Annotated in this window: 16 protein-coding genes and 1 pseudogene; 10 read left to right on the forward strand and 7 right to left on the reverse strand. The window is 71.8% G+C overall.

Annotated elements, in window-relative coordinates; genetic code table 11:
- Positions 1-5: 5 nt before the first annotated feature.
- Both V6U90_RS09060 and typA read right to left on the reverse strand, forming a co-directional pair.
- The gene (locus V6U90_RS09060; RefSeq protein ID WP_334433251.1) at positions 6-872 is read right to left on the reverse strand and encodes a serine hydrolase; all 867 of its coding nucleotides are present in this window, start codon (positions 870-872) and stop codon (positions 6-8) included.
- Between the two features lie 108 nt (positions 873-980).
- Positions 981-2,849, reverse strand: a complete 1,869-nt coding sequence (typA, locus tag V6U90_RS09065) for a translational GTPase TypA (RefSeq protein WP_334433254.1) — start codon at positions 2,847-2,849, stop codon at positions 981-983.
- 135 nt (positions 2,850-2,984) lie between these two features.
- Here typA and V6U90_RS09070 point away from each other — a divergent pair, with 135 nt between their 5' ends.
- Both V6U90_RS09070 and V6U90_RS09075 read left to right on the forward strand, forming a co-directional pair.
- Positions 2,985-4,388: a VTT domain-containing protein gene (locus tag V6U90_RS09070; protein WP_334433257.1), complete on the forward strand. Its 1,404-nt coding sequence runs from the start codon at positions 2,985-2,987 to the stop codon at positions 4,386-4,388.
- A gap of 288 nt (positions 4,389-4,676) precedes the next feature.
- Entirely contained in the window at positions 4,677-5,483 is an 807-nt protein-coding gene (locus V6U90_RS09075; RefSeq protein ID WP_334433260.1) for a hypothetical protein, read from the forward strand.
- Positions 5,484-5,545: 62 nt separating this feature from the next.
- Here the strand turns inward: V6U90_RS09075 and V6U90_RS09080 are convergent, their stop codons facing one another.
- The gene (locus tag V6U90_RS09080; protein WP_334433263.1) at positions 5,546-5,749 is read right to left on the reverse strand and encodes a cold-shock protein; all 204 of its coding nucleotides are present in this window, start codon (positions 5,747-5,749) and stop codon (positions 5,546-5,548) included.
- 150 nt (positions 5,750-5,899) lie between these two features.
- Here V6U90_RS09080 and V6U90_RS09085 point away from each other — a divergent pair, with 150 nt between their 5' ends.
- Both V6U90_RS09085 and V6U90_RS09090 read left to right on the forward strand, forming a co-directional pair.
- A complete protein-coding gene (locus V6U90_RS09085) occupies positions 5,900-6,622 on the forward strand; it encodes a class I SAM-dependent methyltransferase (RefSeq protein WP_334433503.1) in 723 nt (240 codons plus the stop codon).
- A 70-nt stretch (positions 6,623-6,692) separates the two neighbouring features.
- Positions 6,693-7,307: a DedA family protein gene (locus V6U90_RS09090; protein ID WP_334433266.1), complete on the forward strand. Its 615-nt coding sequence runs from the start codon at positions 6,693-6,695 to the stop codon at positions 7,305-7,307.
- 30 nt (positions 7,308-7,337) lie between these two features.
- Here V6U90_RS09090 and V6U90_RS09095 read toward each other — a convergent pair whose 3' ends face one another.
- Both V6U90_RS09095 and V6U90_RS09100 read right to left on the reverse strand, forming a co-directional pair.
- Positions 7,338-7,988, reverse strand: a complete 651-nt coding sequence (locus V6U90_RS09095; protein WP_334433268.1) for an MBL fold metallo-hydrolase — start codon at positions 7,986-7,988, stop codon at positions 7,338-7,340.
- A gap of 8 nt (positions 7,989-7,996) precedes the next feature.
- Positions 7,997-8,713, reverse strand: a complete 717-nt coding sequence (locus tag V6U90_RS09100; RefSeq protein WP_334433270.1) for a maleylpyruvate isomerase family mycothiol-dependent enzyme — start codon at positions 8,711-8,713, stop codon at positions 7,997-7,999.
- Between the two features lie 172 nt (positions 8,714-8,885).
- On the opposite strand from V6U90_RS09100, the gene rsgA reads away from it, so the two are divergent.
- The 3 genes and pseudogenes from rsgA (at position 8,886) to V6U90_RS09115 (ending at position 13,614) form a co-directional block, all read left to right on the forward strand.
- On the forward strand, positions 8,886-9,689 hold the full coding sequence (gene rsgA, locus V6U90_RS09105; protein ID WP_334433272.1) for a GTPase RsgA: 804 nt from the start codon (positions 8,886-8,888) through the stop codon (positions 9,687-9,689).
- A 245-nt stretch (positions 9,690-9,934) separates the two neighbouring features.
- A pseudogene (uvrA, locus tag V6U90_RS09110) lies at positions 9,935-12,889 on the forward strand (excinuclease ABC subunit UvrA); the annotation flags it as partial.
- A 227-nt stretch (positions 12,890-13,116) separates the two neighbouring features.
- On the forward strand, positions 13,117-13,614 hold the full coding sequence (locus V6U90_RS09115) for a Rieske (2Fe-2S) protein (RefSeq protein WP_334433274.1): 498 nt from the start codon (positions 13,117-13,119) through the stop codon (positions 13,612-13,614).
- Positions 13,615-13,674: 60 nt separating this feature from the next.
- Here the strand turns inward: V6U90_RS09115 and V6U90_RS09120 are convergent, their stop codons facing one another.
- Positions 13,675-16,947 (reverse strand): penicillin acylase family protein, encoded by a 3,273-nt coding sequence (locus V6U90_RS09120; RefSeq protein ID WP_334433277.1) that lies wholly within the window; start codon positions 16,945-16,947, stop codon positions 13,675-13,677.
- A 254-nt stretch (positions 16,948-17,201) separates the two neighbouring features.
- Between V6U90_RS09120 and V6U90_RS09125 the strand changes: the two genes are divergently transcribed.
- Positions 17,202-18,572: a jacalin-like lectin gene (locus V6U90_RS09125; RefSeq protein WP_334433280.1), complete on the forward strand. Its 1,371-nt coding sequence runs from the start codon at positions 17,202-17,204 to the stop codon at positions 18,570-18,572.
- A gap of 9 nt (positions 18,573-18,581) precedes the next feature.
- Positions 18,582-20,522, forward strand: coding sequence for an excinuclease ABC subunit UvrC (gene uvrC, locus V6U90_RS09130; protein ID WP_334433282.1), 1,941 nt, complete (start codon positions 18,582-18,584; stop codon positions 20,520-20,522).
- A gap of 90 nt (positions 20,523-20,612) precedes the next feature.
- Here uvrC and V6U90_RS09135 read toward each other — a convergent pair whose 3' ends face one another.
- On the reverse strand, positions 20,613-21,470 hold the full coding sequence (locus V6U90_RS09135; protein ID WP_334433284.1) for an SDR family oxidoreductase: 858 nt from the start codon (positions 21,468-21,470) through the stop codon (positions 20,613-20,615).
- Between the two features lie 122 nt (positions 21,471-21,592).
- Between V6U90_RS09135 and V6U90_RS09140 the strand changes: the two genes are divergently transcribed.
- Positions 21,593-22,087, forward strand: a complete 495-nt coding sequence (locus V6U90_RS09140; protein ID WP_334433286.1) for a winged helix-turn-helix transcriptional regulator — start codon at positions 21,593-21,595, stop codon at positions 22,085-22,087.
- Positions 22,088-22,143 lie beyond the last annotated feature (56 nt).

Raw genomic sequence — 22,143 nt, forward strand, 5'->3', positions numbered from 1 at the left:
TGCGGCTACCGGCCGAGGGCGTGGCGGGCGGCCCAGACGGCGGCGGAGATCCGGGCGATCAGCCGGCAGGCGTCGTCCTCGGTCTCCTCGCCGCTGGGTCCACCGTCGGCGAGGTCGGTGGTGGTGCAGACCACGATGGTGTACGGGGGAGCGTCGTCGGGGAAGACCACGCCGGCGCCGTGCCGGACGCCCCGGACCCAGCCGTTCTTGTGTGCGATCTTGGCCCCGTCGGGCAGCCCGGCGGCCAGGTCCTCCCGGTGTTCCTGGGCGAAGAGCACGTCGAGCATGGTGGTGCAGGCGGCCGGCGCAGCGAGTGGGCCGGGGGTGGCCGCCCCCCGGGCGATCGCCCCCAGCAGCGCGGCCAGGTCGGCGGCGGTGACCAGGTTGGTGATGCCGGCCTCGCGGGCGGCGAAGTCCTCGATGCCCCGGCCGGTGACGCTGTGCCGGGCGCCGACCAGTGACCAGACCTCGGCGACGGCGGGCAGACCGACGTGGCCGAGGACGATGTTGGTGGCGAGGTTGCTGGAGCGGACGATCATCCGGTCGGCGAGCCAGCGCAGTGGTGCGGTGTGCCCGAGCCGGTCCCAGACCGCGTCGTCGTTGTCGTAGTCGTGGGCGCAGCCGAACCGGGGTGCGCCGGTCAGCGCGGAGTCGAACCGGTTGTGTACCGGGACCGGGTCGTCCAGGTCGAGCCGGCCGGCGTCGGCGGCCCGGTGGAGGGCGGCGAGCACGGCGGCCTTCATGGTGCTGGCCGCGTAGTGGGTGGCGTCGGGCAGCCGGGTGTACGTGGGTGGTCCGTCGAGCCGACCGACGTGGACCGAGACCGTGCCGGGTACGGCGTGCAGCAGGTTGTCGAGATCGTCGGCGAGCATGGCGCAGACGGTAACCGATCCGGGCCGGGTGCCGTCGGACGGCACCCGGCCCGGTCTGGATCGTGCGGGTGGTGACCCGGGCCGGTGGTGGGCCGGTCCGGGAATCGGTCAGTTGGCGTGCTTGCGGCGGGCGGTGGCGCGGGCCCGCGCGGTCTGGTCGAGCACCACCTTGCGGATCCGGACGGCCGCCGGGGTGACCTCGACGCACTCGTCCTCGCGGCAGAACTCCAGGGCCTGTTCCAGGGAGAGCTTGCGCGGCGGGATCAGCTTCTCGGTCTCGTCGGACGTCGAGGCCCGCATGTTGGTGAGCTTCTTCTCCTTGGTGATGTTGACGTCCATGTCGTCGGAGCGGGAGTTCTCGCCGACGATCATGCCTTCGTACACCTCGGTGGTCGGCTCGACGAAGAGCTGGCCGCGTTCCTGGAGGTTGATCATCGCGAACGCGGTGACCGCGCCGGCCCGGTCGGCGACCAGGGAGCCGTTGTTGCGGGTACGCAGCTCGCCGAACCAGGGCTCGTAGGACTCGAAGACGTGGTGCAGGATGCCGGTGCCCCGGGTGTCGGTGAGGAACTCGGTGCGGAAGCCGATCAGACCCCGGGCCGGGACCAGCCATTCCATCCGGATCCAGCCGGTGCCGTGGTTGACCAGTTGTTCCATCCGGCCCTTGCGGGTGGCCAGCAGCTGGGTGATGGCGCCGAGGTACTCGTCGGGGGCGTCGATGGTGAGCCGTTCGACCGGCTCGCAGGTCTTGCCGTCGATCTCCCGGGTGACCACCTGCGGCTTGCCGACGGTCAGCTCGTAGGACTCGCGGCGCATCTGCTCGACCAGGATGGCCAGGGCCAGCTCACCACGGCCCTGCACCTCCCAGGCGTCGGGCCGCTCGGTGGGCAGGACCCGCAGGGAGACGTTGCCGACGAGTTCCTTGTCGAGCCGGTCCTTGACCATGCGGGCGGTGACCTTGGCGCCCTTGACCCGGCCGACCAGCGGCGAGGTGTTGGTGCCGATGGTCATCGAGATGGCCGGCTCGTCGACGGTGATCAGCGGCAGCGGGCGCGGGTCCTCGGCGTCGGCCAGGGTCTCACCGATCATGATCTCCGGGATGCCGGCGACGGCGATGATGTCGCCGGGGCCGGCGGAGTCGGCGGGCTTGCGCTCCAGGCCCTCGGTCATCAGCAGCTCGGAGATGCGGACCCGCTGGGTGGTGCCGTCGGTGCGGCACCAGGCCACGGTCTGGCCCTTGCTGATGGTGCCCTGCCGGACCCGGCACAGCGCGAGCCGGCCCAGGAAGGGCGAGGCGTCGAGGTTGGTGACGTGCGCCTGGAGGGGGGCCGCGTCGTCGTAGGCGGGCGGCGGGATGGTGTCCAGCAGGGTGCGGAACAGCGGCTCCAGGGAGCTGCTGTCGTCGGGCACCGCGCCGTCGGCGGGCTGGGTGAGGGAGGCGATGCCGTCGCGGGCGCAGGCGTAGACGATCGGGAAGTCGATCTGCTCCTCGTCGGCGTCGAGATCGAGGAAGAGTTCGTACGCCTCGTCGACGACCTCCTTGATCCGCGCGTCCGGCCGGTCCACCTTGTTGATCACGAGGATGATCGGCAGGCGGGCCTTGAGTGCCTTGCGCAGCACGAAGCGGGTCTGCGGCAGCGGGCCCTCGCTGGCGTCGACGAGGAGGATCACGCCGTCGACCATGGTGAGGCCGCGCTCGACCTCACCGCCGAAGTCGGCGTGGCCGGGGGTGTCGATGATGTTGATGGTGACCGGGTCGGAGCCGTCGGCGGGCAGGTAGCGGACGCCGGTGTTCTTGGCCAGGATGGTGATGCCCTTTTCGCGTTCCAGGTCCATCGAGTCCATCACCCGGTCGGTCAGTTCACCACGGGAGCTGTAGGCGCCGGCCTGCCGCAACATGGCGTCGACCAAGGTCGTCTTGCCGTGGTCGACGTGGGCGATGATGGCGACGTTGCGTAGGTCGGTGCGAAGCTGCATGAAACCCATTCTCCCGCCCGGTGCCGATCAGGGCCGAGTCGGGGTCGCTCCCCGACCTGCCCCGGATCTCTGCGGAAACTTCTGTCCCGCCGGTCACAGTGGCTGGCATGCTGGCCGTCGTGTTCGGGGTACGGGATGCATGAGTTGCTGACGTGGCTGGGGGATCTGCCGGCGCCGCTGATCTACCTGCTGGCCGGGTTGATCGTGGCCGGTGAGACCGCGGTGATCGTCGGGTTGCTGGTGCCGGGCGAGGCGACTCTGTTGCTGGTGGGGTTCCTGGCGTACGCCGGGACGCTGCGGCTCGCCCCGGCGCTGGTGGTGATGATCACGGCCGCGGTGGTGGGGGACGCGGTGGCGTTCCGCGCCGGGCGGCGCCACGGGCCGAGGCTGCGGGCCGGCCGCTGGGGTGCGCGGGTGGGGCCCGCGCGCTGGCAGAAGGCCGATGACCTGCTGCACCGGCTCGGCGGGCGGGGGGTGTTCGCCGCGCGGTTCGTCGCGTTCGCCCGGACCCTGGTGCCCCGGCTGGCGGGTGCGTCCGGGATGCCGTACCGGCGGTTCGCGCCGTGGAACATGACCGGGGTGGCCGGCTGGGTGGGCGGTTCGGTGCTGGTCGATTACCTGGCCGGGGAGTCGTACGAGACGGTTTCCGGCTATCTGGGGCGGGCCACCGGGGCGGTGCTGGTGCTGCTGCTCTGCGTCGCGGCGATCCTGCTGGGTGGGCGCTGGCTGGGGCGTAACCCGGACCCGGTGCGGGCGTTGCTGGCCCGGGCCGGGCAGTTGCCGCCGCTGCGCTGGTTCACCAACCGGTACGGGGTGCTGTTCTTCCTGCTGGCGATGCGGATCGGGCCGGGGTGGACGCTGCTGCTCAACCTGACCGCCGGGCTGGTGCTGATCTTCTGGGTGGGGCTGGGCCTGGCGTGGCTGCTCGGTCTCGTGGTCCGGCGCAGCGGGCTGGGGCTGGTCGACGGGGTGATCGCCGGCTGGTTGGCGCCCCGGCGTACCCCGGGGATGGTGGATGGTGCGCTGTCGTTGGTGTCGGTGCTGCGCGGATCGTTCCTGATCGTGGTCGTGGCGCTGGTGGCGGCGTTGCTGGCCTGGCGTAGCCGGCCGTGGCGGGTGGATCTGGTGAGTGTGTTGGGCAGTGTCGGGGCGTTCCTGCCGCTGGTGGTGCTGGCGGTGGTCGCCGACCTGATCCAGTCGGAGCGGCCGGGTCAGGACGCGGCCGGTGGGTTGCTCTTCCCGACCCAGAACACCGTGGTCACCGCCAGCCTCTGCACGTTGGCCTGGCTGTTCGCGCGACGGGCCCGCTGGCCGGTGGCGGTGGCGGCGTGGACCGGGGCGGCGGTGGGCGCGGTTCTCGTCGCTGGGGCCCGGCTCTACCTGGGGTTGAACTCGGCCAGCGAGACGGTTGGTTCGGTGCTGCTCGGGGTGGCCTGGACCGCGGTGTTCATGGTGGCCTGGGCGACCCGGGACCGGGCGGTCGGGGATACGACCCCGGTCGAACCGGTGCAGGGGACAGCGGTGGCCCCGACGCGGTGACGCCACCGCCCGGTGGGTACCTCGGCGTCGTGCGTGCCCCCTGAACCGTCTCCGGAGAGTCTGCTCACGCGTCAATCCTGGGCGGATCGAGCAGTCGGGTTTAAGTCTGAACCAACCCGCCTTGAACTGGGCATTTACTGATTTGTCTGGCTAGGGTTGCCGTATCGGCACGATGATGTGCACCAATGTTCGGGACGCCTCTGGTTCATTTTCCGCTAACTGGCAGGCGGTCTCAGTGCGCCCCGAATCAGTACTCACCGTAATGGTGAGGAGAGTGAAGGGGGCCGTATGACTCAGGCTCCAGCGAACCTACTGGCTGTCCGCAGCCTGCTCCTGGACCACCTCGACAACCTCGCACCGGCGACCGTCGGCATCGTCGGCGACGTCCACCACGTTGGCGGCTACCACTGCGGCTCGGACCGGGTCGTGGCCAACGACTACTCCGTGGTCGAGTCGCCCCGCGACAGCGCCGGCCTGACCCTCAACGCCTCCGCGATCGACATCGGCATGTTCTCCGTGACCGTCGGCGGTCGGACCCACAACCTGCGGACCTTCTCGGTCTGGTGCGTGCAGCAGTGCACGGCCGGTACGGCGGACACCCAGGACATCCGGGAGGTCATCTACTCGCCGGACGGTGCGGTGGTCAGGCGTTGGGACCGGCTGGCCCGGCGGACCACCGGGGACCGCAGCCACCTCGCCCACACCCACCTCAGCTACTTCCGCGACGCCACGAAGGCCGGTCGGGACGAGACACCGCTGTACCGCCGCTACCTGACCGAGATCGGTCTGATCCCCAAGGAGGACGACATGCCGACCGTGAGCGAGATCTGGGGTGCCCAGTTCGGCAGCGGCGACAGCCGCCGGACCGCCGGACAACTGCTCGCCGAGGCACGCAACGCCGCGGTCAACGCCGAGCAGAAGATCGACCTGCTCACCCAGCAGGTCGCGCAGCTACTGGTGCGGGACTTCACCGACGAACCCGCCATCGTGGCCGGCGTACTCGCCACGCTGACACCGACGGCGATCGCCTCGGCGATCCCGCCGACCCTGGCCCAGCAGGTCGCCGACGAACTGGCCCGTCGACTGGTCAGCTGAGCCGACAGGTCAGGCGGGTAGGCCCGGCGGGGCGGTGACCGTAACCGCCCCGCCGGAAAGCACTACAGCGGCCGGACGTTGTCCGCCTGCGGGCCCTTCTGCCCCTGCACCACGTCGAACTCGACCTTCTGGCCTTCGTTCAGCTCCCGGTAGCCGCTGGAGGCGATCGCCGAGTAGTGGACGAAGACGTCGGGGCCGCCACCGTCCTGCTCGATGAAGCCGAAGCCCTTTTCAGAGTTGAACCACTTGACCGTGCCGGTTGCCATGCATCTCTCCCTGTGCCAGGCGGGAGATCCCCGGCGGCGTGCCGGTGATCGCCCCGTACGCCCATGACAGTAGCGACCCTTCGCGGGATGTGCGGGCCGAAGTGGCGGGTCGCCGTGGCGAACCTCGCCCCGATTGCCCAACTGTGCGGCATGCTTGCGCTGATGGAGACCCTGACCGACGCCGCACTGACCGACCTGCGGGGCAAGGTCTCCGCCGGAGACGACGGACTCGACCGGATACGGCTGGTGGACGCGCCGTTCGTCCCCGAGGTCCGGTTGCACCTCGCCGAGGACGCCATCGTCTGGTGGGCGCGGATGGAGGCCGAGGCGGGGCATCCGCTGCCGCCGCCGTACTGGGCCTCGGTGTGGGCGGGCGGGCAGGCCCTCGCGCGGTACCTACTCGACCATCCGGACGTGGTCGCCGGACGGCGGGTACTCGACCTGGCCACCGGATCCGGGCTCGCCGGTATCGCCGCCGCCCTGGCCGGCGCCGGGTCGGTCACCGTCAACGACATCGACCCGTACGCCGCCGCGGCCGTCGCGCTCAACGCCCAGGCCAACGGGGTACACGTCACCTGTACCGACGGTGACCTGCTGGACTCCGTACCCCAGACGGACCTGCTCCTGGCCGGGGACGTCTTCTACGACGCCCCGATGGCCGCCCGGGTCCTGCCGTTCCTGGAACGCACCGCCGCCAGCGGGGCGACGGTGCTGGTCGGTGACCCGGGGCGGGGACACCTGCCCATCGACCGGATGCAGGTGGTGACCAGCTACCGGGTACCGACCACCGAGGCGTTCGCAGACACCCCGGTGCCCCGGGTCCAGGTGCTGCGGCTGGCGTGCGGCCCACCCCTACCCGGGGAAATCCCCTGACACAAGATCAGGGGTGACCGGGGTGCCGCGCCCGATGCCGGCACTGGCCGTGGCCGCATAGCGTGCGGGTATGCAGGACCAGCTGATTCGGATCGGCGAGCTACCCCCGGGGCTGCTCATGACGGTGCTCGGGGTGGTGATGCTGCTCGACGCCATCCCGTTGGTCGGGGTGCTGGTCCCGGGTGACGTGGCGGTGCTCGCCGTGGTCGGGGTGAGCCGTCCCGCTGCCGGTGCCGGTGCGTACGCGGCGGTGGTCGCCGGCTGTCTCGCCGGCTGGTCGGTGACCTTCCTGGTCGGCCGGCTCTTCGGCGACCGGATGCGGCACAGCCGCCTGGGGTCGTGGATCGGTGAGGCCCGGTGGGCCGCCGCCGAGGGCGTCCTGCGCCGGGGCGGTGGCCGGATGGTGCTGGTCGCGCCGTTCCTGCCGGTGTTCAACGCCCTGCTGCCGCTGGCCGCCGGCGGGCTGCGCATGTCGTACCGGCGGTTCCTGGCCAGCGCGACCCTCGGCGCGGCGCTCTGGGCCGGGCTCTACGTCCTGCTCGGCAGCCTCGGGCGGGCCCTCGGCGGGCTGCTGCCCGGCGAATCGTTCGCCATGATCGGGACGATGACCGTGGGACTGCTCCTCGGCGGGCTGGCGCTGCTGACCACCCGGCGGCGGCTGCGCGCGGTGACCACCGCCGGCTGACCGCCCGGCCCGGCTCGGGGCCGGACCCGGCTACCAGCCCCGGGCGCGCCATTCGGCCAGGTGCGGCCGTTCCGCGCCGATCGTGGAGTCCCGGCCGTGTCCCGGGTAGAACCAGGTCTCGTCGGGCAGCCGGCCGAACAGCTTCTGCTCCAGATGGGCCATGACCTGCGAAAACTCTTCGGGAGTTGTGGTCCTCCCAGGGCCGCCAGGGAAGAGGGAGTCACCGGTCCAGAGGTGCGGGATGCCGGCCGGGTCGCGGTAGAGCAGCGCGATCGACCCCGGGGTGTGCCCGACGATGTGGACGACCTCCAGCGCGCAGTCACCGACGGTCACGGTGTCACCGTCGGTGACTGTCCCGGACGGGATGGGCAGCCCCTCGGCGTCCGCGACGTGTACCAGGGAGCGGGCCCCGGTGGCGGCCACCACCTCCTCCAGCGCCACCCAGTGGTCCATGTGCTGGTGGGTGCTCACCACGGCGGCCAGACCGGCCTCGCCGGCCAGCTCCAGCAGCCGGGGCGCCTCGTTGGCGGCGTCGACGAGAAGCTGCTCACCGGTGGCCCGGCAGCGCAGCAGGTAGGCGTTGTTGTCCATCGGGCCGACGGAGACCTTGGTGATGGTCAGCGCGTCGAGTTCGCGGACGTCGGGCGCACCACCGGGAGTGACGTCTCCGCTGTAGGGCATGTGGTCCTCTATCTCCAGGACGGGGGAGTGGGCAGGGGCCCGTCGGGTGTGACGGTGAGCATATCGCCGGGCGAACGGCCGACCAGCCAGGCGGCCAGCTCGGCGGCCGGGCCGGTGACGGTCGGTGCGGCCGTCCGGTCGCCGACCACCAGCTCGTGCGTGCTCCCGTCGAAGCGCAGCACCATCGACGGTGCCGCCTGGTGCCCACCGAGGTCGGTGACCACCTCGTGCAGCAACCGGTGTGCGAAGACCTCCGGCCAGTCCGCCGGACGGTAACCGGCGGCGAGATCCACGTAGTGCACCTCGATCTCCCGTAGCCGGGTCCAGACCAGGGTGGCCGCCAACCGGGGCTCGCCGCGGGCCTGGACGGTGGCGGCCCAGGCCCGCGCCGGCATGGCGGCCACCGCCTCGGCGAACCGGTCGGCACTACGGCGCAGGTCGTCCAGGTGCGCGGCGGGTGGCCGGACCGCGCCGACCACGATGTCCGCCTCCCGGGCCGCCACCGACGGGTACGCCGGGATGTGCTCGCCGGTCCGCGCGGAGGTGAGCATGTTGACGTGGGCGTCGGCGTTGCGGGCCAGGTGCGCCAGGACGTGCCCCCGGGTCCAGCCGGGCAGCAGCGAGTCCCCGGCCAGCGCGGCCTCGTCGAAGGTGGCCGCGGTACGCAGCAGGCGGTCGGTGGCGCTGTCCACCTCGCCGATGAGCAGGAGTGGGTCAGCCGTCACGGTCCGACCCTAACCGTCCCGGACGGCGGTGCCAGGGAAATAGCTTTCCGTGTTCGGGTCGGCCACCTACCGTCTGCCCTGTACGCGTCGCCGGGACGGACGGAGGTGGTGGGGGTGCCGGTCGTGGGTCGTGGTGGCGCCGGAGACCAGCTTCGGAACGACAGGAGTTGACGTGAACATCGATCTCGCCGCGCTCGGCTGGGACCCGGCGACCGTGCCGGGTGGTCGCCGCCGTGACCTGCGTCCCGGCCGGGTGGCCCGGGTCGACACCGGGGTGTGCACCGTGTTCTGCGTCACCGGTACGGTGCGGGCCACCCTCTCCGGCGGGTTGTTCGTCGACGCCGCCCGGGACCGTGCCGCCCTGCCCGGTAGCGGGGACTGGGTGCTGCTGGGCACCTGGCCGGACGGCCGGGTCACCGTCGAGGCGGTGCTGCCCCGCCGGACCGCCCTGCCGTATCCGGGTGACGGGCGTGGCGGCCCGGCCGGGGTGCTGGCGGCGAACGTGGACGTCGCGGCGGTCGTCCTGCCGGTGCACCCGGCGCCCGCCGGTGCCCGGGTCGCGGCGCTGGTCGACCCGATCCGGGCGGCCGGTGTGCAGCCGGTGGTGGTCCTGACCAAGACCGACCTGACGGCGGACCCGGCGGCCATCGTCGCGCGGGTGCACCGGGCCGTACCCGGGGTGCCGGTGCTGCCGGTCAGCGTCCGGACCGGTCGGGGCCTGCCGGCGGTACGCGAGCTGGTGCCCCCGGGTCGGACCCTGGCCCTGCTGGGCCCGGCGGGGGCGGGGAAGTCGGCGCTGGTGGACGCGCTGGCCGGGGCGGCGGTGCTGGGCGTCGGGGCGGCCCGTCGGGCCGACGGCGGACGGCGGCCCGGTGGCGTCTGCCGGGCGCTGGTGCGGGTGCCCGGTGGGGGAGCGGTGATCGACACTCCCGGCCGGTTGGACTTCCCGGTCCGGCTGGGTGCGTCGCTGGGCTGAGCCGTCGGTACCGGTCAGCGGGCCGGGCCCGCCGATCCTGAGCTGCGGGAATGCGCGGCCCAGGGTAACTTGTCGTACCCCAGGGCTAGAGTTGCCGGGGCGCCGCCTGCGCGCCTTTCATCATCGGGCTCCGGGTCCGCGATCGTGCGGATCCGACCGTGCGGGACCGCCCGCACCCGGCCCGACCGGTGGACTCGTTAATCGGACAGATCGCTCAACATCTTCTTCCCGGGAGTACGCGGACAGTGGCCGACCGACTGATCATCCGTGGCGCGCGCGAACACAACCTGCGTGACGTCAACCTCGACCTGCCGCGCGACGCAATGATCGTCTTCACCGGGCTCTCCGGTTCGGGTAAGTCCAGCCTCGCCTTCGACACGATCTTCGCCGAGGGGCAGCGGCGCTACGTCGAGTCGCTGTCGGCGTACGCCCGGCAGTTCCTCGGCCAGATGGACAAGCCGGACGTCGACTTCATCGAGGGACTCAGTCCCGCCGTCTCGATCGACCAGAAGTCGACCTCCCGCAACCCGCGCTCGACCGTCGGCACCATCACCGAGGTCTACGACTACCTGCGGCTGCTCTTCGCCCGGGTCGGTGAGCCGCACTGCCCGGTCTGCGGCGAACGGATCTCCAAGCAGAGCCCGCAGCAGATCGTCGACCGGGTCCTCGCCATGGCGGAGGGGACCCGCTTCATGGTGCTCGCCCCGGTGGTCCGGGGCCGTAAGGGCGAGTACGTGGACCTCTTCGCCGAACTCCAGGCCAAGGGGTACGCCCGGGCCCGGGTCGACGGGGTGGTGCACGCGCTGACCGAGCCGCCCAAGCTCAAGAAGCAGGAGAAGCACACCATCGAGGTGGTGATTGACCGGCTCACCGTCAAGCCCAGCGCCCGGCAGCGGCTGACCGACTCGGTCGAGGCCGCGCTCGGTCTCTCCGGTGGGCTGGTGCTGCTGGACTTCGTCGACCTGGCCGAGGACGACCCCAACCGGGAGCGTCGCTACTCCGAGCACCTGGCCTGCCCCAACGACCATCCCCTCGCCATCGAGGACCTGGAGCCACGGGTCTTCTCCTTCAACGCCCCGTACGGCGCCTGCCCCGAGTGCACCGGACTGGGCACCAAGAAGGAGGTCGACCCGGAGCTGCTGATCCCCGACCCGGAGCGCACCCTGCGCGAGGGCGCCATCGCACCCTGGTCGGGCGGGCACACCCTGGAGTACTTCCTCCGCCTGCTGGAGGCGCTCGGCGAGGCGGAGCACTTCGACCTGGACACCCCCTGGCGGCAGTTGCCGTCCCGGGCGCAGAAGACGATCCTGCACGGCTCCGGTGACCAGGTGCACGTGCGCTACCGCAACAAGTACGGCCGGGAGCGCTCGTACTACACCGGGTTCGAGGGTGTGATGCAGTGGATCGAGCGCCGGCACTCCGACACCGAGTCGGACTGGTCCCGGGAGAAGTACGAGGGCTACATGCGGGACGTGGCCTGCGCGGCCTGCGGCGGCGCCCGGCTCAAGCCCGAGGTGCTGGCGGTCACCCTGGCCGGCAGGAGCATCGCCGAGGTCTGCAACCTGTCGGTGGGGGAGTGCGCCGAACTGCTCGGCGCGATGACCCTGACCGACCGGCAGAAGCTGATCGCCGAGCGGGTGCTCAAGGAGATCAACGCCCGGTTGCGGTTCCTGGTCGACGTGGGTCTGGACTACCTCTCCCTGGACCGGGCGGCCGGCACCCTCTCCGGTGGTGAGGCGCAGCGCATCCGGCTGGCCACCCAGATCGGGTCCGGCCTGGTCGGGGTGCTCTACGTGCTGGACGAGCCGTCGATCGGGCTGCACCAGCGGGACAACCACCGGCTGATCGACACCCTGATGCGGCTGCGGAGCCTGGGCAACACCCTGATCGTCGTCGAGCACGACGAGGACACCATCCGCACCGCCGACTGGATCGTCGACATCGGCCCCGGCGCCGGTGAGCACGGCGGGCGGATCGTGCACAGCGGCTCGGTACCGGACCTGCTGGCCAACCCCGAGTCGGTGACCGGGGCGTACCTGTCCGGGCGCAGGTCGATCCCGATTCCGCAGCAGCGGCGCCCGCAGACCCCGGGGCGGGAGCTGGTCGTGCACGGCGCCCGCGAGCACAACCTGCGCAACCTGACCGTGCCGTTCCCGCTCGGGCAGCTCATCGCGGTCACCGGGGTGAGCGGCTCGGGCAAGTCGACCCTGGTCAACGACATCCTGTACGCGGTGCTGGCCAACCAGATCAACGGCGCGCGGCTGGTGCCGGGCCGGCATACCCGGGTGGCCGGGCTGGAGCACGTGGACAAGGTCGTCGGCGTCGACCAGTCGCCGATCGGCCGGACGCCCCGGTCCAACCCGGCGACCTACACCGGCGTGTGGGACCACGTCCGCAAGCTCTTCGCCGAGACCACCGAGGCCAAGGTCCGGGGGTACGGCCCCGGCCGGTTCTCGTTCAACGTCAAGGGTGGGCGCTGCGAGGCGTGCAGCGGCGACGGCACCATCAAGATCGAGATGAACTTCCTGCCGGACGTCTACGTGCCCTGCGAGGTCTGCAAGGGCGCCCGGTACAACCGGGAGACCCTGGAGGTGCACTACAAGGGCAAGACCGTCTCCGACATCCTGGAGATGCCGATCGAGGAGGCGGCCGAGTTCTTCTCCGCCATCCCGGCCATCCACCGGCACCTGAAGACCCTGGTCGACGTGGGTCTCGGGTACGTCCGGCTCGGCCAGCCCGCGCCCACCCTCTCCGGTGGTGAGGCGCAGCGGGTCAAGCTCGCCTCCGAGTTGCAGAAGCGGTCCACCGGCCGGACCGTCTACGTGCTCGACGAGCCGACCACCGGTCTGCACTTCGAGGACATCCGCAAGCTGTTGATGGTGCTGGAGGGGCTGGTCGACAAGGGCAACACGGTGATCACGATCGAGCACAACCTCGACGTGATCAAGACCGCCGACTGGCTGATCGACATGGGCCCGGAGGGCGGCCACCGGGGCGGTACGGTGCTCGCCGCGGGTACCCCGGAGGAGGTCGCCGAGGTGGCGGAGAGCCACACCGGCCAGTTCCTCCGTTCGGTGCTCGGTCTCGACGGCCCGGCGACGGGGGCCCCTGCTGCGGTGTCCCGGGCGGCGAAGGCCAACGGCACCGCCGGCCGCAGCAGCGCCACCCGCAGCGGTGCCACCAACGGCGGCGCGGCCAAGAACGGCACGGCGGCCAAGAACGGCACGGCGGCGAAGGACGGTGCGGCCAAGCCGGCCCCCCGGACCCGCCGGGCGTCGACCGCCAAGGCCGGCTGACCGGGTGGCGTGTCGCCGACACCGTCGGCGTTCGTCGGTCAGGGGGATCGGTGCCTACCGTGTAGACACGGATCATCGAGTTGCCGGTACCGGTCAACCAGCCGCCGGCAGCCGGAAGAAGGCGAGGCAGCATGAGCGACGATCAGATGTCGACCGGTCCGGGTGGGCGGTCCCGCCGTGCGTTGTTGACGGGTGCGGGTGCGGTCGGGGCCTCGGTCGTCCTGGCCGCGTGCGGTGACGACGCCGGGTCGACCGGCGACGGCGGCCCGACCGCCGGTGGTGGGGCGACCAGTGGCGGCCCGGCGGTCTCGCCCAGCGCCGACGCCGGCGCCGACCGGGGCGCGTCCGCGCTGGCCCGGACCGCCGACATCCCGGTCGGTGGGGGCCGGATCTACGCGGAGAAGGGTGTGGTGATCACCCAGCCCACGGCCGGGGAGTTCAAGGGGTTCGACCCGATCTGCACCCACCAGCGCTGCCCGGTGGCGAACGTCGACGCCGGCACCATCAACTGCACCTGCCACAACAGCAAGTTCTCCATCGCCGACGGCTCGGTCAAGGCCGGCCCGGCACCCCGGCCGCTGCCGGAGAAGCAGATCAAGGTCGAGGGCGACCAGATCATGCTGGCCTGACCGGTCGGGGCCGGCCCGGTCGTCCCGTGCCGGCCCCGACCGCCGCCGGTCAGTGAACCGTCAGTGGGCGTACACCGACATCTCCCACAGCGAGAAGCCGTAGGTGGTTGCCCGGGTCAGCCCGCGCATCCGGACGTATCGCGCGGTGCTGGCCGGGAACGCCACCACGTCGGTGCCGCCGTCACCCACCGTGGTCGACCAGGCGGTACGCCAGGTGGTGCCGTCGGTGGAGACCTCGATCCGGTACGACCGCGCGTACGCCGCCTCCCAGGCCAGGGTCACCCGGCCCACCTGTCGCGCCGAGCCGAGGTCGACGGTCAGCCACTGGTCGTCGGACCAGGAGCTGGCCCACCGGGTACCCAGGTCCCCGTCGACCGCCTTGGTCGCGGCGTACCCGAACTGGCTGCTGGACGCGGTCACCGGCCGTCCGGCGGCGAGGTTGCTCAGGTCGTCGCCGCGCCGGGCCGGGAACGAGACCACCTGCTGGTACGTCGGCCGGTTCTGCCAGGCGGTGGTGGCGTGCGTGATGCCGCCCAGCGCGGACTGGACGATCCCGTCCGCGCACCACTGGTCACCGGCGGCGCAGGTGGCGTCGGCCGGGTAGACCTCGGCGGCCGGGGTCGCCGCCGCCGCGCGCAGCGTGTCGAGCAGGATCTGCCGGCACCCGGTGAGGGCGCCGTTGCCGCAGTGGGTACGGCCGAGGCCGCCCCGGACCGGATCACCGAGCACCGCCCGCAGGTCCTTGTCGACGTACCCCCACCAGCCGTACTGGAACGACGAGCCCTTGTGCGTCTGGCCCCCGCTGGCCGATGACGAGGGCAGGGTCGACACGTCGCCCTGCTGGCGCCCGGACGGGGACTCGTTGATCTGGAGGGTGTTGACCAGCGACTGGTAGAGGTCCGGGCCGAGCGGGTCCTTGAACATCCCCCGGACCAGCAGCGGCCACCAGGCGTCGAAGGTGCGGATCGCCTCGGCGTGCCGGTACACCTTCGAGCCCTTGGCCGTCTCCACCCGCAGCGCGCCGTCCTGCCGCCACGCCTTGAGCCGGCTGATCTCGGCGGCCAGGGTGGCGTCGGTGACCGGCTGGCTCTCCAGTACCCGGATCAGCTCGTCGAGTACCTCGATGCCGCGCAGGTCGGTCAGGCCGGCCTGCTGCACGAGGGAGGTGAGGGTGGCGCGGTCGAACTTGCGGCCGGCGGCCACCGCCGCCTTCATCGGCCGGTCGAGCAGGTCACCCCGGTGCACCGCGCCGAAGCTGAAGTTGCCGTCGCTGGCACCGAAGTCCTTGGCCTGCTTGTTGTTCCAGCTGACGTAGTAGTCCTGGTTGACCGACTGGGGGTGGGCGGCCAGCGGGGCGTACGTGGCGGTGTTGGTCGCCGGGTCGTAGTTCTGCCACTCGTAGGCGGGATCGGCCTTCATCGGCAGGTTCGGGTTCGACCCGGCGGTGCGTACCGGGTTCAGCCCGCTGTTGAAGTACGCCGCCTCGGTGGAGTTGACGTAGAACCAGTTGAACGAGTACTCCACGTTGTTCGCGGCGTTGGTGAAGGCGGCGGCGGAACCCATCTGGGTCGGGTCGTTGAACATCTGGAAGCCGATCGCCGAGTCGGCCTCGTGCCGGTAGGTGGAGCGGAGCTGGGTGAACGCGTGCGGCCGGCCGCCCACGGTGGCCCGCCAGCCGACCAGACCCAGCTTCGTCCGCCAGGCGATCAGCTTGTACGACCCGGCCGGGGTGCCGTCGGCGACGGTGGGGCTCCACTTGTTGACGTGGGACAGCTCCTCCATCGCCAGGCACTGGCCGCGGTGGAGGTAGTGGTTGCTGGCCAGGGTCGGCGTGCTGCCGTCGGTGGTGCACAGCGGCACCGCGTACGTGTCGGTGATGTCGTGGGTCGCGGAGGTCGCGCTCCAGGCGTAGTCCTGACCCCGGCCGAGCAGCACGTAGAGGTTGAGGCCGGCGAACGCGGCGCCCCGGGCGCTGATCCCCGGCCCCTGCAACTCCTGCACCATGAGCAGTTGGGGTGCGAAGTAGCCGGTCTGCGGGCCGAACACGGCGATCGGGTGGCCGGTCGTCGAGTGCGCGGCGGAGACCACGGCGGCGTTGGACATGCCCCGGTTCGCCGGGGTGATGGTCAGCCCGGACAGGGCCGCCGCGAGGTCGGCGGCGGCGCCGGTACCGGAGCCGGGCGACCGGGTGGTGGTACCGGCCGAGCCGGTGGGGTCGGTGAAGATCGGCTCCGGCTTCGCCGAGTTGGCGTCCGGCAGCACCACGCTGGCCGCGTCGGGTGCGGCGTCGCCGTACGGGAAGCTCTGTCCGTTGTGCAGGGTCAGCACCGCCTCGGGGTCGTTCTGGCCCCGGAACGCGGTCCACACCCGGTCGCCCTCGACCGTGCCGTAGCGGGCCCGGGCGGCGATGCGGACCAGCGCGGACTGCATCTCGTTGCCGCCCCCGCCGCCGAACAGGCCGCCGACCACCCCGGCGATCGCGATCAGGTCGGTCATCTGGAACGGCTCCGGGCCGCCCTCGTTGGTGATCGCGTCGAGGTGCCCGGTCAGGACGTACTCGCCCGGGCAGTTGCGGTTGTCCATGCAGGTGCGGATGTACGCGTTGATGCCGGCGATGTACTCGGCGACGTCGGCGTAGAGCTGCTCGCCCCGGCTACCGCCCTTGGTGCGCAGCGCCTGGACCTGGGCCGCCAGGTCCGCCTCGGTGTACGGGGAGTTGTGCCAGACGCTCTGCTCCAGGGCCCGGTTGCCGGGCGCGCCGCCGGCGAACGGGGTGAGCGTGCCCCGGCCGACGTGCCGCAGCAGTTCCATGGTGAACAGCCGGTCCTCGGCTCCGGCGTACCCGGCGCCGAACATGGTGCCGCCCCGGGTGGTGCCGGTGACGTGCGGGATGCCGGTGCTCTTGTCCCGGACGATCCGCACGTCGGCGCGGGGCGAGTAGTCCCGTTCGACCTGTCCGGCCGGTACGCCGAAGGACGCGTCGTGGAAGAAGCTGCCGATCTGGTCCTCGCGTAGCCCGGCGTAGCCGTAGACCAGGTCGGCGTACCGGCCGAGCTGGTCGGCGGAGTGCCGGGGCAGGGTGCCCAGCGTCTGGTGGGCGAGGATCTCGACCAGGGTGGCGTTGCCGTTCTGGCCGGGCGGCAGGATGTCGGCGCACTCGCCGAGGCAGTGGTCACCGGCGGCGAAGCTGCTGGTGGCGGTCGTGCCGGCGGGTGCGGCGGCGGGTGCGCCGGACGCGGTGGGCGGGGTGGGGGAGGCGACGAGGAGGGCGGCGACGCCGATGGCGGCGGTCGCCCCGGCGAGGAGGCGGCGTGGGGTGGTGGTACGGCGCATGGTGATCCTCCGGGGGGTGGGGATCATGACGTGGGGGACGGGGGTGCCGATCATTACGTGAAGAACATTCAGTTACCCGAGGGTAAGCGGCAGGTTCCCGGATGGGAAGACATCCATCACTGCGTCACCGATGGTTACCCGCAAGTATTGAGAGTGTTGGATCCGTTGGGTTAGCCTTCGGTCCCCGCCCAGCAGACGGCCGGTGCCCGGTCCGCTGTCGACACCCGGCCGGCGAAGTCGAGAAGGGACGTCGGATGATCCCCGTGCGTCTGCTCGCGTCCGTGGCACTGCTCGCCGCCCTGGCCCCCGTACCCGCGTCCGCCGCGAGGCAGGCCGCCGGATCCGCGCCTGCCACCGCGCCCATGGTGGCCGCCGCCCCGGCACCGGCCACCACCTCGGGCGCCTTCTCGGTGCTCACCTACAACGTCGCCGGCCTGCCCGAACCGCTCTCCGGCAGCAACCCGGCGGTCAACACCCGGCCGATCGGGGAGCGGGTCAACGGCTACGACATCGTGCACGTCCAGGAGGACTTCAACTACCACGCCGACCTGTACGCCACCGACCGGCACCCGTACCGCACCCCGACCAGTGGTCCAGTGCCGTTCGGCGACGGGCTGAACACGATGTCGAACCTCCCCTACTCGGACTTCGTCCGGGTGCGTTGGGACGACTGCAACGGCACCGACTGCCTGACCCCGAAGGGTTTCAGCCGCTCCCGGATCCGCCTGGCCGAGGGCGTCTACCTGGACTTCTACAACGTCCACGCGAACGCCGGCAGCTCCGAGGCGGACCTGGCGGCCCGCCGGTCCAACCTCAACCAGCTCTCCGCGTACATCACCGCCAACTCGGCCGGCAACGCGGTCGTCGTGATGGGCGACCTGAACGTCCGCTACACCCGTACCGGCGACAACATCCGTGACCTGGTGGCCGCCAACGGGCTCACCGACGCCTGGGTGCTCCAGGAACGCGGCGGGGTGCCGCCCGCCCTCGGCAGTCCGGCGCTGACCTGCGACCCGGCGAACGTCACCAACGCCTGCGAGGTGGTCGACAAGATCCTCTTCCGGGGTAACCGGCTGATCCGGCTCGGCCTGACGCGTTACCACAACGAGCACGCCCGGTTCCTGGACCCGGCCGGCGAGCCGCTGTCCGACCACTACCCGCATGCCGCCTGGTTCAACTGGACCCTCGACCCCGGCCTGCGGATGAGCGACACCTGGGGCGGCCCGCACGGCACCCCGTTCACCGACGTGGACGCCGTCGGGCTCCGGGTCACCAGCGTCTCGCTGCGCGCCGGATCCCGGCTCGACCAGGTCGGAGTCGGGCTCGCCGACGGCAGCACCCTGACCCACGGGGGCACCGGCGGGACGGCCGCCGCCCTCACCCTGGCCGACGGCGAGTACGTCACCGCGGTGACCCTCACCCAGGGGCGGAAGGACGGCCAGACCCGGATCTTCTCGATCCGGCTCACCACCAACCACGGCCGTACCCTGTCCGGCGGCACCCCGACCTCGGCGGCGGTGACCTACACCGCGCCGCCCGGTTGGCGGTTCGCCGGCTTCTTCGGCCGCAGCGGCACCGAGGTCGACCAGCTCGGCGCGATCTGGAGTGTCATGCCCACGGACTAGGCTCGGAGCGTGGCCGATCCCTCCACCTACCGTCCCGCGCCCGGCACCATCCCGGAGTCCCCCGGGGTCTACCGCTTCCGGGACGGCACCGGTCGGGTGATCTACGTCGGCAAGGCGAAGAACCTGCGCAGCCGGCTGAACTCCTACTTCGGTGACCTGTGGAGCCTGCACCAGCGCACCCAGCAGATGGTGACCACCGCCGAGTCGGTGGACTGGGTCACCGTCGGAACCGAGGTGGAGGCGCTCCAGCTCGAATACGTCTGGATCAAGCAGTACGACCCCCGGTTCAACGTCCGCTACCGCGACGACAAGTCCTACCCCTACCTGGCGGTCACCCTCGACGAGGAGTACCCGCGACTACAGGTGATGCGCGGTGCCAAGCGCAGGGGGGTGCGCTACTTCGGGCCGTACTCGCACGCCTGGGCGATCCGCGAGACGCTGGACCTGCTACTGCGGGTCTTCCCGGCACGGACCTGCTCGGCCGGGGTGTTCAAGCGGGCCGGGCAGGTCGGCCGGCCCTGCCTGCTCGGGTACATCGGCAAGTGCTCGGCGCCCTGCGTGGGCACCGTCTCCGCCGAGCAGCACCGGGAGATCGTCGACGGGTTCTGCGACTTCATGGCCGGCCGGACCGACACCATGGTCCGCCGGCTGGAACGCGAGATGACCGAGGCGAGCGAGCAGTTGGAGTTCGAGCGGGCCGCCCGGCTGCGCGACGACGTCGCGGCGCTGCGCCGGGCGATGGAGAAGCAGACCGTGGTGCTCGGCGACGGCACCGATGCCGACGTGGTCGCCTTCGCCGAGGACCCCCTCGAAGCCGCCGTCCAGGTCTTCCACGTCCGCGACGGCCGGGTCCGGGGTCAGCGCGGCTGGGTGGTGGAGAAAACCGAGGAGCTGAGTACCGGCGACCTGGTGCACCACTTCTGCACCCAGGTGTACGGCGGCGAGCAGGGCGAGGCGGACGTGCCCCGGGAGCTGCTGGTGCCCGCCCTGCCGGCCGACGCGGAGGCGCTGGCCGACTGGCTGTCGACCCACCGGGGCAGCCGGGTGACCCTGCGGGTGCCGCAGCGCGGCGACAAGAAGTCGCTGATGGAGACCGTGGCGCGCAACGCCGCCGAGGCGCTGACCCGGCACAAGCTGCGCCGCTCCGGCGACCTGACCACCCGCAGCAAGGCCCTCGACGAGATCACCGAGGCGCTGGGCATGCGGACCGCACCGCTGCGCATCGAGTGCTACGACGTGTCCCAGATCCAGGGCACCGACGTGGTGGCGAGCATGGTGGTCTTCGAGGACGGGCTGCCCCGTAAGAGCGAGTACCGCCGGTTCATCGTCCGGGGCGCCACCGACGACCTGTCGGCGATGAGCGAGGTGCTGCGCCGCCGGTTCGCCCGCTACCTCGCCGAACGTGCCGAGACCGGGGAGATCGGCGAGGAGATGGCCGCCGACCCGGACCGCCCCGGGATAGACCCGACCACCGGCCGGCCGCGCCGGTTCGCGTACCCGCCGCAGCTCGTGGTGGTCGACGGCGGTCAGCCGCAGGTCGCCGCCGCCGCCCAGGCCCTCGCCGAGCTGGGCGTGGACGACGTGGCGCTCTGCGGACTGGCCAAGCGGCTGGAGGAGGTCTGGCTGCCAGACGACGACTTCCCGGTCATCCTGCCCCGCGCCTCCGAGGGGCTCTACCTGCTGCAACGGGTCCGCGACGAGGCGCACCGGTTCGCCATCACCTTCCACCGGGAGCGGCGTTCCAAGCGGATGACGGCCTCCGGTCTGGACAACGTCCCCGGCCTCGGCGAGGTACGCCGCAAGGCCCTGCTGACACACTTCGGCTCGCTGAAGCGGTTGGCCGGCGCGAGCGTCGAGGAGATCACCGAGGTCCCGGGGATCGGCCGGCGGACCGCCGAGGCGATCCTCGCCGCGCTGGGCGGCCCGGCCGATCCGCAACCGGGATCCTGATCCCGGCTCAGCCCTCTTCAGGGCGGCATCCGGCTCAGCCTTCTTGCCGGGCGTGTCCCGGCTTGGCTGCCTTGCCGGGCGGTATCCGGCTCAGCCCTTGAGCGCGACGGCCACCGCGTCGGCCAGCGACGTGGTCGGCCGGCCGGCGAGCCGGCGCAGGTCGTCCCGGTCGGTGGCCAGCTCACCCTCGGCGATGCCCAGGTCGCAGGCGGCGAGCATGGCGGCGTACGGCTCGGGCAGGCCCGCGGCGACCAGCGCAGCGGTGAACTCCTCCACCGGCAGGTCCCGGTAGACCACGTCGGTGCCGGTCTGCCGGGCGATCTCGTCGGCCAGGTCGGCGAGGGTGAACGCCTGGTCGCCGCCCAGCTCGTACACGGTGTTCTCGTGGCCCTCGCCGGTCAGCACGGTGACGGCAGCGGCGGCGTAGTCGGCCCGGGTGGCGGCCGAGATCCGACCGGTGCCGGCGCTGCCGAGCACCGCCCCGTGGGCCAGGGTGCCGGCCAGGTTCCCGGTGTAGTTCTCGGTGTACCAGCCGTTGCGCAGCAGCGAGAACGGCAGCCCGGAGGCGCGGATCAGCTCCTCGGTGGCCTTGTGTTCGGGGGCGAGCGGGAGGGTGGAGGTGTCCGCGCGCAGCAGGCTGGTGTACGCCAGCAGCCGCACGCCGGCCCGTACCGCCGCGTCGATCACGTTGCGGTGCTGGTCCAGCCGGCGGCCGACCTCGTTGGCGGAGACCAGCAGCAGGCGGTCGGCGCCGGCGAAGGCGCTGTCCAGGGTCTCCGGCCGGTCGTAGTCGGCCTCGCGGACGACCACGCCCAGGGCGGCGAGGTCGGCGGCCTTCTCCGGGGTGCGGACGGCGGCGACCACGTCGCTGGCGGGGACGCCCCGGCTGAGCAGCTCGCTGACGACGAGCCGGCCGAGCTGACCGGTGGCTCCGGTGACGACGATCATGGGTTGCTCCTCAGGGTCGGGCTATCGCTTACCTGGAGCCTGGCACTAACTATTCGAAAGTGCCAACTCCTAGTAACCGGTATCACTGTCGCTGCTGTCGGCGCTCCGGGTACCGTCGAGGCATGACCGCGTCCTCCGTCAGCCCCGGCGCGGCGGAGGCCCCTGACGCCGGATCCGCCGGCCCCGGCGCGGTCTCCGACGCCGGATCCCTTCCTCCCGGCCCGGCTCCCGACGCCGACGACCAGCTTGTCGCCGACGTCTTCGCCCGTAACTGCGACTCCCGCCGGGTGCTGGAGAACATCGCCGGCAAGTGGGGGATCCTGGCACTCGCCGCGCTGCACGAGGGGGCGTACCGGTTCAACGCCCTGCGCCGTCGGGTCGACGGGGTCAGCGAGAAGATGCTGTCCCAGACGTTGCAGGCGCTGGAGCGGGACGGCCTGGTCCGCCGCGACGTGCAGGCGACCATCCCGCCGCACGTCGAGTACAGCCTCACCCCGTTCGGGGCCCGGGTCGCCGCGCAGCTGGTCGGCCTGCTGGAACTGGTCGAGGGCGAGGTGGGGACGGTGCTCGCGGCTCAGGCGGAGTACGACCGGTCCGCCGCCGACCGGAGGCGTTGACGCCTCCTCCGGCCACGCTACGTGTCGGTCTGTTTCGCTGATGCTTCCCGACGGTT

Source organism: Micromonospora sp. CPCC 206060 (assembly GCF_036906895.1).
GTDB lineage: Bacteria > Actinomycetota > Actinomycetes > Mycobacteriales > Micromonosporaceae > Micromonospora.

Coding starts and splice junctions, on each gene's coding strand:
- V6U90_RS09060 (WP_334433251.1), bottom strand. CDS start 872: ATGCTCGCCGACGATCTCGACAACCTGCTGCACGCCGTACCCGGCACG.
- typA (WP_334433254.1), bottom strand. CDS start 2,849: ATGCAGCTTCGCACCGACCTACGCAACGTCGCCATCATCGCCCACGTC.
- V6U90_RS09070 (WP_334433257.1), top strand. CDS start 2,985: ATGCATGAGTTGCTGACGTGGCTGGGGGATCTGCCGGCGCCGCTGATC.
- V6U90_RS09075 (WP_334433260.1), top strand. CDS start 4,677: ATGACTCAGGCTCCAGCGAACCTACTGGCTGTCCGCAGCCTGCTCCTG.
- V6U90_RS09080 (WP_334433263.1), bottom strand. CDS start 5,749: ATGGCAACCGGCACGGTCAAGTGGTTCAACTCTGAAAAGGGCTTCGGC.
- V6U90_RS09085 (WP_334433503.1), top strand. CDS start 5,900: ATGCTTGCGCTGATGGAGACCCTGACCGACGCCGCACTGACCGACCTG.
- V6U90_RS09090 (WP_334433266.1), top strand. CDS start 6,693: ATGCAGGACCAGCTGATTCGGATCGGCGAGCTACCCCCGGGGCTGCTC.
- V6U90_RS09095 (WP_334433268.1), bottom strand. CDS start 7,988: ATGCCCTACAGCGGAGACGTCACTCCCGGTGGTGCGCCCGACGTCCGC.
- V6U90_RS09115 (WP_334433274.1), top strand. CDS start 13,117: ATGAGCGACGATCAGATGTCGACCGGTCCGGGTGGGCGGTCCCGCCGT.
- V6U90_RS09120 (WP_334433277.1), bottom strand. CDS start 16,947: ATGCGCCGTACCACCACCCCACGCCGCCTCCTCGCCGGGGCGACCGCC.
- V6U90_RS09125 (WP_334433280.1), top strand. CDS start 17,202: ATGATCCCCGTGCGTCTGCTCGCGTCCGTGGCACTGCTCGCCGCCCTG.
- V6U90_RS09135 (WP_334433284.1), bottom strand. CDS start 21,470: ATGATCGTCGTCACCGGAGCCACCGGTCAGCTCGGCCGGCTCGTCGTC.
- V6U90_RS09140 (WP_334433286.1), top strand. CDS start 21,593: ATGACCGCGTCCTCCGTCAGCCCCGGCGCGGCGGAGGCCCCTGACGCC.